The sequence below is a fragment of the Stenotrophomonas sp. genome (genome assembly GCF_032056425.1).
Taxonomy (GTDB): Bacteria; Pseudomonadota; Gammaproteobacteria; order Xanthomonadales; family Xanthomonadaceae; genus Stenotrophomonas.
The window spans coordinates 1-12,277 of record NZ_DAMBCN010000009.1 but is presented as its reverse complement, the minus strand read 5'-3'; the positions used below and the strand labels follow the sequence as shown (position 1 = coordinate 12,277).

Sequence of the window (12,277 nt, the reverse complement as noted above, 5' to 3'; positions counted from 1 at the left end):
CGCCGGGCCATGCCCGGCGGAACCCTCACGCCGCGCGTGCCAATGCTTCCTTCGTCGTGGTGGTGGTCGACAGGTCGAACACATCCACCGCGTCGATCAAGCGGTCGGCCTGCTGTTCCAGGCTGCGTGCGGCGGCACTGGCTTCTTCCACCAGCGCGGCGTTCTGCTGGGTGGTGCCATCCATCTGGATCACCGTCTGGCTGACCTGTTCGATGCCCACGCTCTGTTCCTGCGATGCGGCGGAAATCTCGGCCATGATGTCGGTCACCCGCTGCACCGACGCCACGATCTCGGCCATCGTGTTGCCCGCCTGGCGCACGTGCTGCGCACCCTGGCCGACCTGTTCCACCGACGCTTCGATCAGCGTCTTGATCTCCTTGGCGGCACCGGCCGACCGCTGCGCCAGCGTGCGCACTTCACTGGCCACCACCGCAAAGCCACGGCCCTGGTCGCCTGCGCGCGCCGCTTCCACTGCGGCGTTCAGGGCCAGGATATTGGTCTGGAAGGCAATGCCGTCGATCACGCTGATGATCTCGGCGATCTGCCGCGACGACGCTTCGATTGCATCCATGGTCGCCACCACCTGACCGACCACCGCGCCGCCCTGCGAGGCCACGCCATGTGCGCCGATCGCCAACTGGTTGGCCTGGCGTGCGTGCTCGGCGTTCTGGCGCACGGTCGAGGTCAGTTCTTCCATCGACGCGGCGGTTTCTTCCAGATTGGCCGCCTGCTGTTCGGTACGCCGTGACAGATCGTTGTTGCCCGCGGCGATCTCGGCCGCTGCACTGTGGATGCTGCCCGAAGTGTGCTTGATGTCGGTGACGATGGTGGCCAGCTGCGCGGCAGTGGTGTTGGCATCGCCGGCAATGCGGGCGAACACGCCCTGGAAATCGCCGTGCATGCGCGCGCCCAGGCGACCATCGGCGATGGCGCGCAGCATGCTGGAGACCTCGCCCAGGTTGTGCTCGGTGGTCTGCATCAGGCGGTTCAGGCCCTCGACCATGCTGCGGAAGTCGTGCTGGAAACGGCTGCTGTCGCCGCGCTGGCTGAAGTCGCCCGCCGCTGCGGCTTCGGCCAGACCGCGGATCTGCCCGTTGATCGCGCCCAGGTTCGCTTTCACTGCATCCAGCGCCTGGGTGATCACCGCCTTCTCGCCCGGCAGGCGTTCCATGTCCTGGCTCAGGTCGCCCACGGCATAGCGGCCCATGATCGTGATCGCACGCATTTTCACCTGGATGTGCGCGTCCACCAGCGCATTGGTATCGGCCACCATGCGCCCATAGGCACCGGGGAAAGCGCTGGCATCCATGCGGTGGCTGATGGTGCCGGCCTCGTGCTGCGCGGCCATGCCGGCCTGCGCGGCAAGCACGCCACGCAGGGTGTTCTGCACGGCCTGCATGGCCTGCGCCAGGCGACCGATCTCGTCGCGGCTGCGGACCTGCACCGCGTGGTCCAGATCGCCAGCGGCGACCGCGCGTGCGGCGGCTTCCACCGCCAGCACCGGTTGCACCACCGCGCGCCGCAGCCACCAGCCCAGGGCCAGCAGCAGGGCGATGGCAGCGCCTATCGTCAGGCCACCGCTGACCACCAGCAGGTGCCGCGCCGCCTGCGAACGCGCGGCCACCGCGGCCTCGGCCACCTTGGCCGTGTGGTCACCCAGCGCATCCAGTGCGGCGGCGACCGGGCGGTCCTTGCCGCGCACCAGGGTGTCGCCGGCGGCCGGGTCGTACTGGGCCTCGGCGAAGGCCTGCAGCGCACCGTGGTAGGTCTGTTGCAGCTGCGTGTGCTGCGCGCTGAACGCCTGCGCCAGTTCGCGCGTGCGTGCATCGGGGCTGGCCGCCACACGCTGCGCGAGCTCGGCCACCACGCGGCCTTCGTTGTCGAACGCCTCCAGGTGGCGCTGCCGCAGCGCATCGTCATGGCCGCGCAGCAGCACGTTCTTCCACTCCTGCACCTGGCTGCGGAACTCGCGTTGCAGGCGCTCAGCGTCGCGGCTCAGCGCGACCTCCGGCGGCACTTCGGTGGACAACTTCAACCAGGCCGAGGCCAGGCCGGCCAAGGCACACAGCAGGACGACAGCCAGACCAACAGAGACGGCACCGAGCAACTTGGACTGCAGTCGCGGCGCAGCGGACGACACGTTCATGGAAGGGGCTCACGGATGAATGGCGATGCGGTATCGACCGTTCTTGATACCTCTGAAGTGGGATTCAGATCACATTACCGTTCCGTTTAGAGAGGTGAAGAATCTGTTTCATAGGACAGATGTGTCCAGGCGAGACGAAAGCGGACTGTAGACGGCAGGTTTAAATGTAACTATTGTAGTTACATGAAATCCGCCAATCCACTGTCCGACGCGCTGCATGTCATGGCCCATCTGGTGGGTCAGCACGGCCCGCGGACCTCCGAACAACTGGCGGCCTGTCTGCCCACCCATCCGGTGGTGATCCGTCGCCTGCTGGCACAGCTGCACAAGGCCGGGCTGGTGCACAGCAGCCGTGGGCACGGCGGCGGCAGCCAGCTGGCGCGCAATGCGGCCGCGATCACCCTGCATGACGTCTACGTGGCGGTGGGCTCACCGCCGCTGGTGCAGGTTGGTACACGCGACGGCGGCGGCGGCTGCCCGATCCAGCAGCTGGTCAACCAAGCCCTGCTGGACGGCGCACGCGAGGCCCAGCGCTTGCTGGAAGCGCGGCTGCAGGCCAGCACGCTGGACCAGCTGGGCGCCGACTTCGCCCTTCACCTTGCCCATCATCGTTCCCTGGAAGGTCCCCATGAATCCTGACGTCCTCATCGTCGGCGGCAGCTACGCCGGCATTGCCGCCGGCCTGATCCTGGCGCGCGCACGGCGTCCGGTCACCGTCATCGACAGCGGCCTGCCGCGCAACCGCTTCGCCAGCCACTCGCACGGCGTGCTGGGCCAGGACGGTATCAGCGGCGCCGAGCTGCTGAAGAACGCGCGCCAGCAGCTGCTCGATTACCCCACCGTGCGCTGGCTGCACGGCGAAGCGGTGGACGCGCAGGCCGGCGCAGACGGCGTGCAGGTGCGCACCGCAGATGGACAGGTATTGGCGGCGCGCAAGCTGCTGCTGGCCACCGGCATTGCCGACCAGCTGCCGGATCTTCCCGGCCTGGCCGAGCGTTGGGGCAGCACCGTGCTGCATTGCCCGTACTGCCACGGGTACGAGGTGGGCGGCGGCGCCATCGGTGTGCTGGGTGGGCACCCGCTGTCGGCGGCCAAGGCACCGTTGTTCGCCGAATGGGGCAACGTCACCTTCTTCAGCCAGGGCCTGCCGATCAGCGCTGACGAACGCGCGGCCATGCAGCAGCGCAACGTGCAGGTGGAAGACACGCCGGTGGTCGGTGTGCGCGGGGATCAGGACAGCTGGCTGGAGGTGGAACTGGCCGACGGGCGCCGCATTGCCCAGCGGGCGCTGTTCGTCGCCGCGCCGCAGGTCATGGCCACGCCGCTGGTGCAGCAGCTGGGCTGCGCGTTGCTGGAACACCCGATGGGCGTGCTGGTGGAGGTGGATGCAATGAAGCAGACCCGCGTTGCGAACGTCTACGCCGCCGGTGATGTCACCACGGTGGGCAACATCACCCTGTCGATGGCCGAAGGCGTGCGCGCCGGCATCGGTATTCACCATGCCCTGGTGGGCGAGGACAGCAGCGGGGTCGGATCCGGGGTCGGATCCCTTTCGCAGAAAGGGCTCTGACCCCCGCATCCACGCATGGCGTGCATCTACCACCGTGCAGGGCGTGGATTCGATGTGCCGACCAAGGTCGGCACCCAACGGAGCGGTGGGAACCCTCAGCCCTTCACGCACAGCACCTGGCGCAGCGTGTGCACTACTTCGACCAGGTCCCGCTGTGCGGCCATCACATCATCGATCGACTTGTACGCCGCCGGTGATTCATCCAGCACGCCGCTGTCCTTGCGGCACTCCACGTGCGCGGTGGCTTCGCGGTGCTGGGCCAGGGTGATCTGCTGGCGCGCGGCACCCCGGCTCATCACCCGGCCGGCACCGTGGCTGCAGCTGTGGAAGCTGTCCGCGTTGCCCTTGCCGCGCACGATGTAGCTGCGCGTGCCCATGCTGCCGGGAATGATGCCCAGTTCGCCGGCCCGGGCGCTGACGGCACCCTTGCGCGTCACCAGCAGTTCCTGCCCGGCGTGCGACTCCTTCTGCACGTAGTTGTGGTGGCAGTTCACCGCCATCGCCGCCAGCTTGAACTTCGGCAGGCGCTGGCGCATCTCGGCCAGCACGCGCGCCATCATCGCCTCGCGGTTCTGCCGTGCGTAGTCCTGCGCCCACGACACCGCCTGCACGTAATCGTCGAACAGCGGTTCGCCTTCCATGAAGAATGCCAGGTCCTTGTCGGGCAGATGGAAGCCGAGCACGCGGCGCTCCAGTTCACGCCGGGCCTGTTCGATGAAGTAGGTGCCGATCAGGTTGCCGGTGCCACGTGAACCGCTGTGCAGCATCACCCACACCGCATCGGTTTCGTCCAGGCAGAGTTCGATGAAATGGTTGCCACCGCCCAGCGTGCCCAGCTGGCAGTCCAGCTTGTCGGTGCGGATCCTCCGGTGCTTCTCCTTGATGCGCTCCAGCCCCGCGGCCAGCCCCGACTGCACCAGCCGGGTGCCGATGCTGTCGGGCAGGCGCTGGTGTTCGCCGCCACGGCCGTTGCCGACCGGCACACTGCGTTCGATGCCGCTGCGCAGTTGGCGCAGGTCATCGGGCAGGTCGTTGGCGCGCAGCGTGGTACGCACAGCGGCCATGCCACAGCCGATGTCCACGCCCACCGCGGCCGGAATGATCGCGCCCCGGGTGGGGATGACCGAGCCCACGGTTGCGCCCTTGCCCAGGTGTACGTCGGGCATGACCGCCACCCACGGCCCGACGAACGGAATCGCGGCGATGTTGCGCAGCTGCGCGTGGGCCTCGGCTTCCAGCGGAACGCCGTCCACCCAGCCCTTGATCGGCGTGCTGCCTTCGGCATGTAGCCATTGATAATTATGTTGAATGTCCATGTCGTGATGAATGTCCTGCACAGGACCGCACCACGGCGCGGCCGTGGGCATTTCCCTGTGGTTGCAGTGCGGGCACGCAGGCGTGCGCGGCGCAATGCCGATACGTGTGACGACGCAAACGAAAACGCCCCCGGAACTGCATTCCGAGGGCGTCGCCAAACCTCGGAGATCGGGGCGACCGATCTCCGCAGCGCGGGTATCAGGCCGTTGCCAGCGGGAATTCCTTCACCGACGCACGAATCGCCACGCCCATGCGCAGGCATGGCAGCAGATTGGCGATGGCGACGGCGGGTGTGTTCAAGGAAGGAATCCGGTAGCTGTTGAAACGTGGCGCGCACCATAAACCACGAACCCGTGGTGCGCAACCACGCAATGCAGAGCGATTGATCCGTTGCCTCAGCCTTCGGCGCTGGCGGCATCGAGCTGCGCGATGTCCTGCATGCTCAGGCCAACGTTGGCCGCAGCCAGCAGATCGTGCAGCTGTTCAACGCTGGTGGCGCTGACAATCGGCGCGGTGACCGACGGCCGTGCGATCTGCCAGGCCAGCGCGATCTGCGCGGCACTGGCATTGTGCTTGCTGGCCACATCATCCAGCGCCTGCAGGATGCGCAGGCCGCGCGGGTTCAGATAACGCTTGACCACCATCTCGCCACGCGCCGGGCTCTTGGCTGCATCGGCGGCGGTGCGGTACTTGCCGCTCAGGAAGCCGCTGGCCAGCGCGTAGTAGCCGATCACACCAATCTGTTCGCGCTGCACCAGCGGCTCCAGTTCGGTTTCATAGCCGGCGCGGTCGTACAGGTTGTACTCCGGCTGCAGGGTTTCGTAGCGCGGCAGCTTGTAATCGCTGGATACCTTCAGCGCATCGGCCAGGCGCGTGGCGCTGTAATTGGACGCACCGATGGCGCGCACCTTGCCGGCCTCGATCAGGCGGCCGAATGCAGCCAGGGTGGCTTCCAGCGGGGTGGATTCGTCATCCTCGTGGGCCTGGTACAGATCGATCACATCGGTCTGCAGGCGACGCAGCGAATCATCCACCGCCGCATCGATATTGTCCGGGGTCAGGCCGGGGCGCTCGGCCCACTTGGCCACCTTGGTCGCCAGGATGACCTTGTCACGTTTGCCGCTGCGGGCGAACCATTTGCCGATCAGCGTTTCCGATTCACCGCCCTGGTTGCCCGGTACCCACGCCGAATACACATCGGCGGTATCGACCAGGTTGAAGCCGGCATCAACGAAGGCATCGAGCAGGGCGAAGCTGGCCTTTTCATCGGCGCTCCAACCGAACACATTGCCGCCGAAGGCGAGCGGACGTACATGCAGGCCGGAACGGCCGAGTTCGCGGGTTGCCGTCATGGACACGGACTCCTTGGGGGAAGTCCTCCAGCATAGAGCGCCCCCTGTGACCGTGCTGCGGCGGTGACCACAAAACAGTGTTCCGCAACGCGCACGTCGCTAACGTTTTGTGAACACCTGCGGCGCGGCGACTGCTAGTCTCGCCGCATCTTCCGCTGGAGTCGTCCCGATGAATGCTGTTTCGTCCCTGCGTGGTTGCCGCCTGCTGCTTGCTTCGGCGCTGCTGGTAGCGGTTCCCGCCATCGCCGCGCCCGCTGCCGTCGTGGCGCCGGCCAAGATCCAGGTATCGCCGGCACTGGAAGCTGCGATCAAGGCGCCTACCCGCGATGCCAACAACGTAAAGCGTGACGGATACCGTCATCCTGCGCAGACGCTGGCGTTCTTCACCGTGGCACCGGAAAAGACCGTCATCGAAATCACCCCCGGCAACGGCTGGTACTCGGAAATCCTGGCGCCGCTGCTGCGCGACAAGGGCCATTACATCGCCGCGGTGGTCGATCCGCAGGCGGTGGCTGAAGGGCGTGGCCGCGATTACCAGCAGCGCAGCCGCGACGGCCTGGAAAAGAAGTTTGCCGGCGCGCCGGCGCAGTTCGACAAGACCACCGTGGTGGCCTACGACCCGGCCAAGCCGGTGTTTGGTCCGGCGGCGTCGGCCGATGTGGTGCTGACCTTCCGCAACGTGCACAACTGGCGCAAGGCCGGGCAGGCACAGGGCATGTTCCAGGGCTTCTTCAACGTGCTCAAGCCGGGCGGCGTGCTGGGCGTGGTCGAGCACCGCGCCAAGGCCGACGTGGCCGACGACGATGACACCGGCTATGTCGGCCAGCAGCAGGTGATCGCGATGGCCGAGGCCGCCGGCTTCAAGCTGGACGCGCGTACCGAAGTGAACGCCAACCCGCGTGACACCAAGGACCACCCCAATGGCGTGTGGACCCTGCCGCCGACCAACCAGCACGACAAGGCCGACGACGCCAAGTACCAGGCCATCGGTGAAAGCGACCGCATGACCCTGCGGTTCGTGAAGCCGTAAGGGGGTAGCGCCGGTCCACGCCCGGCGAGCGCGCAGCGCGGCGTGGGACAATAGCCCATCGCCGCCTGCCGCCCCCTGCAATGCTGATCGCCTTCAACAAGCCCTTCAACGTGCTCTGCCAGTTCACCGACCGCAGCGTGCCGCCGCGGCCGACCCTGGCCGGGTTCGGCCTGCCGCCGCGCGTGTATGCCGCCGGTCGCCTGGACCATGACAGCGAGGGCCTGTTGCTGCTGACCGACAACGGCACGCTGGCGCACAAGCTCACCGACCCGCGGCACAAGGCCGACAAGACCTACTGGGTGCAGGTGGAAGGCACGCCCAGCGACGAGCAGTTGCAGCGGCTGCGTGATGGCGTGGTACTGAATGACGGGCCGACCCTGCCGGCGAAGATCGAGCGCCTCGATCCGGCGCCGGCGCTGTGGCTGCGCGATCCGCCGGTGCGGTTCCGAAAGACCGTGCCCGACAGCTGGCTGGCGATCACCATCCGTGAAGGCCGCAACCGCCAGGTGCGGCGCATGACCGCTGCGGTGAATCTGCCGACCCTGCGCCTGGTGCGCGTGGCGATGGGCCCGTACCGGCTGGACGATCTGCAGCCGGGGCAGTGGCGGCAGATCGGCTGAAACGAAAAGGGTCGGAGCCCTTCCTGCGGAAGGGATCCGACCCTTGATCGGGGTCAGACCCCTTCCGCAGGAAGGGCTCTGACCCCTCTGATGGGGCTCAGGTATCGCTGCCGATGTCGCTGTGCTCGTCCACCACGGTGTCGTTGCGGCGGTCACGCGCATGGATGCGTTGCGCCTGGCCATTCACCACATGGCCGTTGGCCGCCTTCTTCTTCTGCTGCTTGCGGTACAGCGCGTAGCCCAGCAGGCCCACGCCCACCGCTGCGGCGGCAATGGTCACCGCCGGGTTGCGGCGGGCGAACTTGGTGGCCACCTTGCCCCCGGTCTTCACCGCACCCAGCGCAGCGCCGGTCTTGATCCAGTCACTGGCCTGCGGGCCCAGATGGCGCAGGCTGCCGCCGGCACTCTTCAGGCCGTCGCCGGCACTGTGGGCCAGGTCCAGGGCGCGCTCCAGGGCGCGGTCGGTGATTACGGTCAGCTTGCTCATGCGGGGGTCCTTTGCCTCGGGTCGAAGTCCAGTGTGTCGTGCTGCCTGTAAACGGTATGTCAGGCAGGCGGGCATGCGCCTTGACGCGGCCGCCGCCGTTCAGCATCCGGCAGGCCGGGGGTCGGATCCCTTTCCCTTGGGAAAGGGCTCTGACCCCGCTGGGTGAATATGGGGTCAGAGCCGTTTGCGTTGCAAAGGGATCCGACCCCATCACTCAGGTACCGCGCGGTTTGGCGCGGTGGGTGGCGGTGGCCGTCCACGGGTCATCCGGCCACGGGTGGCGTGGGTAGCGCCCCTTCATTTCCTTCTTTACCTCGGCATAGGTGTTTTCCCAGAAGTTGCGCAGGTCCTGGGTGACCTGCAGCGGGCGGCCGCCGGGCGACAGCAGGTGCAAGGTCAGCGGTACCCGGCCATCGGCAATGCGCGGGGTGTCGGCCAGGCCGAACAGTTCCTGCAGCTTCACCGCCAGTACCGGTGGCTGCGGTTCGCCGGTTTCACTGTCCAGGCCGTAGCTGATGCCGCGTTCCAGCCCCGACGGCACGCTGATGCGGGTGGGTGCATGGCGCTCCACCAGCTGCCGTTGCGCCCATTCCAGCGGCGATTTCAGCGCTTCGCCGAAACTGCTCTCGTCCAACGCATCCAGGCGGGTCTTGCCGGCGAACGCCGGTTGCAGCCACTGCGCGCGGCTGGCCAGCAGGGCGTCGTCACTGCAATCGGGCAGGCCCAGCTCGGGCATCCAGCGTCGCAGCGACTCCACCCGTGCCTGCCATTGGCGCAGGCCCTCAGTCCACGGCAATGCCTGCAGGCCCAGTTCGGCCACGGCATCGGTCAGCGCCTGCGCCGCGTGCTGCGGGTCCACCCGCCCGGCCGAACGGCTGTCCAGCACGATGCGGTCGAAGCGGGTTTCGCGCAGCGCCACCAGGGCACGCCGTTCGCTGTCCCAGCGCACGGTGTCCTCGGTTACAAAGCGCTGTGGCCACGCGCTGCGCAGATAGCCTTCATCCACCGGTGCGGCGCGCAGCAGCAGCGCATCACGTGCCTCGAAGCGCAGTTCGCTGGCTACCAGCCACGGTTCACCGCGCAGGTCGCTCAGCTCGTGCAGGCGCGCGCTGCGGCCGTTGGCCAGCAGGTAGCGCAGCGGGTCGGACGGATGCTGGAAGGCGATGCGGTCGGGGAAGGCGTGGGCCAACAGGTCGCCCAGTTCGTGCGCTTCAATGCTGGCCGGTGGCAGCGCATCGCAGCGCAGGCGTCGGCGCCACTGCTTGGCGGCCGCATCGATCGCGGCCAGGCCGCTGCGGTTGGCATCGGTCGGCGCACGGCCGTTGCGGAACGCCGCCAGGGCCCGCCAGCGTGCCGCCAGCGCATCACCGCCCTGGCGAAGGGGATCACGTGCTTCCAGCAGCGCGGCCAGATCGGCGGCCAGCGCTTGCGCGCGACCTGCCGGCGCGGCCAGCAGCATGGCCGCCAGCCGCGGATGCGTGCCCAGCGCCAGCACACGGCGGCCCAGCGCGGTGATCGCCCCGCTGCTGCTGAGTGCGCCCAGCCGTTGCAGCAGCTCGCGCGCGGCGGCCATCGGCCCGCTCGGCGGGGGATCGACGAAGCGCAGATCGCTGCTGCCCCAGGCGGCCAGCTCCAGCGCCAGCCCGGCCAGTTCCACCTGTTCGATTTCCGCACGCCGCTGCGGCTCCAGCCGTTGCGACTGCGGCCACAGCCGCCAGGCCACGCCTTCGGCCACGCGGCCGGCGCGGCCGGCACGCTGGTCGGCCGAGGCCTGGGCGATGGCCACCACGTCCAGCCGGGTGAAGCCGCTGTTGGGGTCGTAGCGTGGTTCGCGGGCCTGGCCACTGTCGATCACCACGCGCACGCCGGGCAGGGTCACCGACGATTCGGCCACGTTGGTGGCCAGCACCACGCGGCGGCGGCCATCGCTGGCCGCCTGCAGCACGCGCGCCTGCTGTTCCACCGGCAGTTCGCCATGCAGGGCCAGTACCTCCACGCTGCTGTCCAGCGCGTCCTGCAGGCCGGCCTGTACGCGCGCGATCTCGCGCTGGCCGGGCAGGAACACCAGCGCGTCGCCGGGGTGCTCGGCCAGGGCCTGCTGCACCGCGCGGCGCACCTGCAGTTCCAGGGTCTCGTCGCGGCGTGCCGGAAAGTGGCTGATCGCCACCGGGTAGCTGCGACCTTCGCTGCTCAGCCGCGGAGCATCCAGGAAGCGCGCCAGGCGCTCGCCATCCAGCGTGGCCGACATCACCAGCAGGCGCAGATCGTCACGCAGCTGCGCCTGCACGTCCAGCGCCAGTGCCAGCCCCAGGTCACCACTCAGGTGGCGTTCGTGGAATTCATCGAACAGGATCGCGCCCACCGTCTCCAGCATCGGGTCGTCCTGCAGCATGCGGGTCAGGATGCCCTCGGTGACGACCTCGATGCGGGTGCGCGCCGAGACCTTGTTCTCGAAGCGGATGCGGTAGCCCACCGTGCCGCCCACCTCCTCGCCCAGTTGCCGGGCCATGAACAGCGCCGCGCTGCGTGCGGCCACCCGGCGCGGTTCCAGCAGGATGATCCTGCGGTCCTGCAGCCACGGCGCATCCAGCAGGGCCAACGGCACCTGGGTGGTCTTGCCGGCGCCGGGCGGGGCTTCCAGCACCAGGCGCGGGTGGTCGGCCAGGTGCTGCTGGATCTGCGGCAGCAGCGGCGAAATCGGGAAGAGCGGGGCATTCATGTGCAAAGGATAAGGGGCGCAGCGCGGCGCAGGTACAATGCGCGGGTTTTCCTGTCCCTGCTGCCCCCATGCACCTGATCGATATCGGCGCCAACCTCACCCACGATTCCTTCGACCGCGACCGCGATGCCGTCCTGGACCGCGCGCGCCAGGCCGGGGTGGTGCAGATGGTCATCACCGGCGCCAGCCGTGAGCATTCGCCGCTGGCCCTGCAGCTGGCGCAGCAGCACCCGGGCTTCCTGTTCGCCACCGCGGGCGTGCACCCGCACCACGCGGTGGAATACACCGACGAATGCGATGCGGAAATGCGCGCGCTGCACGCGCATGCCGAGGTAGTGGCCGTGGGCGAATGCGGGCTGGATTACTTCCGTGATTTCTCGCCGCGTCCGGCGCAGCACCGTGCGTTCGAGCGCCAGCTGCAGCTGGCGGCCGACAATGGCAAGCCGTTGTTCCTGCACCAGCGCGACGCGCACGCCGATTTCATGGCGCAGATGAAGAACTTCGACGGCCGCCTGGGCCCGGCAGTGGTGCATTGCTTCACCGGCGAACGTGACGAACTGTTCGATTACCTGGACCAGGATTGGTACATCGGCATCACCGGTTGGCTGTGCGACGAGCGCCGTGGCGCGCACCTGCGCGAACTGGTGAAGAACATCCCGGCCAACCGTCTGATGATCGAGACCGATGCACCGTACCTGCTGCCGCGCACCCTGAAGCCGATGCCGAAGGACCGCCGCAACGAGCCGATGTTCCTCTCGCACATCGTCGAGGAACTGGCCCGCGATCGTGGCGAAGATGTGGCCGTGACCGCGGCCAATGCCACTGCAGCCACGCGCACGTTCTTCCGGCTGCCCGACGCGGGTTGACCGCGAGGGCGGCGTGGCGAAGCCCCGCGCGTCGTGATGCCGAACGGACCGACGTTACGCCGTGATGTCGAACGCATCGATCATGCGCCGTGATGTCGAACTGACCGACGTTGCGTCGTAGAGTCGAGCTTGCTCGACTGCTGTTGGCAGAAGCAGTCGAGCAAGCTCGA

General features: G+C 68.0%; 10 protein-coding genes. 5 read left to right on the top strand and 5 right to left on the bottom strand.

Annotated features, from left to right (window positions below; all coding sequences use genetic code 11):
• Positions 1-25: 25 nt before the first annotated feature.
• Positions 26-2,146 (bottom strand): methyl-accepting chemotaxis protein, encoded by a 2,121-nt coding sequence (locus RTY46_RS08075; RefSeq protein ID WP_312707672.1) that lies wholly within the window; start codon positions 2,144-2,146, stop codon positions 26-28.
• 183 nt (positions 2,147-2,329) lie between these two features.
• Between RTY46_RS08075 and RTY46_RS08070 the strand changes: the two genes are divergently transcribed.
• On the top strand, positions 2,330-2,785 hold the full coding sequence (locus RTY46_RS08070) for an Rrf2 family transcriptional regulator (protein ID WP_312707671.1): 456 nt from the start codon (positions 2,330-2,332) through the stop codon (positions 2,783-2,785).
• Positions 2,775-3,716 (top strand): NAD(P)/FAD-dependent oxidoreductase, encoded by a 942-nt coding sequence (locus RTY46_RS08065; RefSeq protein ID WP_312707670.1) that lies wholly within the window; start codon positions 2,775-2,777, stop codon positions 3,714-3,716. The genes RTY46_RS08070 and RTY46_RS08065 overlap by 11 nt, the downstream gene beginning before the upstream one ends.
• Positions 3,717-3,811: 95 nt before the next feature.
• On the opposite strand, the gene RTY46_RS08060 is transcribed toward RTY46_RS08065, so the two are convergent.
• Both RTY46_RS08060 and RTY46_RS08055 read right to left on the bottom strand, forming a co-directional pair.
• Positions 3,812-5,032, bottom strand: coding sequence for an RtcB family protein (locus tag RTY46_RS08060; protein WP_312707669.1), 1,221 nt, complete (start codon positions 5,030-5,032; stop codon positions 3,812-3,814).
• A 396-nt stretch (positions 5,033-5,428) separates the two neighbouring features.
• A complete protein-coding gene (locus RTY46_RS08055) occupies positions 5,429-6,385 on the bottom strand; it encodes an aldo/keto reductase (RefSeq protein WP_312707668.1) in 957 nt (318 codons plus the stop codon).
• 169 nt (positions 6,386-6,554) lie between these two features.
• Between RTY46_RS08055 and RTY46_RS08050 the strand changes: the two genes are divergently transcribed.
• Together RTY46_RS08050 and RTY46_RS08045 are read left to right on the top strand one after the other, a co-directional pair.
• Entirely contained in the window at positions 6,555-7,415 is an 861-nt protein-coding gene (locus tag RTY46_RS08050) for a methyltransferase (RefSeq protein ID WP_312707666.1), read from the top strand.
• An 80-nt stretch (positions 7,416-7,495) separates the two neighbouring features.
• Positions 7,496-8,035 carry a pseudouridine synthase gene (locus RTY46_RS08045; protein WP_312707665.1) on the top strand — a complete coding sequence of 180 codons (540 nt, stop codon included), beginning with the start codon at positions 7,496-7,498 and terminating at the stop codon, positions 8,033-8,035.
• 97 nt (positions 8,036-8,132) lie between these two features.
• Here the strand turns inward: RTY46_RS08045 and RTY46_RS08040 are convergent, their stop codons facing one another.
• Together RTY46_RS08040 and hrpB are read right to left on the bottom strand one after the other, a co-directional pair.
• A complete protein-coding gene (locus RTY46_RS08040) occupies positions 8,133-8,522 on the bottom strand; it encodes a hypothetical protein (RefSeq protein ID WP_108751293.1) in 390 nt (129 codons plus the stop codon).
• Positions 8,523-8,736: 214 nt separating this feature from the next.
• Entirely contained in the window at positions 8,737-11,241 is a 2,505-nt protein-coding gene (gene hrpB, locus RTY46_RS08035) for an ATP-dependent helicase HrpB (RefSeq protein WP_312707664.1), read from the bottom strand.
• 68 nt (positions 11,242-11,309) lie between these two features.
• Here hrpB and RTY46_RS08030 point away from each other — a divergent pair, with 68 nt between their 5' ends.
• Positions 11,310-12,107: a TatD family hydrolase gene (locus RTY46_RS08030; RefSeq protein WP_312707663.1), complete on the top strand. Its 798-nt coding sequence runs from the start codon at positions 11,310-11,312 to the stop codon at positions 12,105-12,107.
• Positions 12,108-12,277 lie beyond the last annotated feature (170 nt).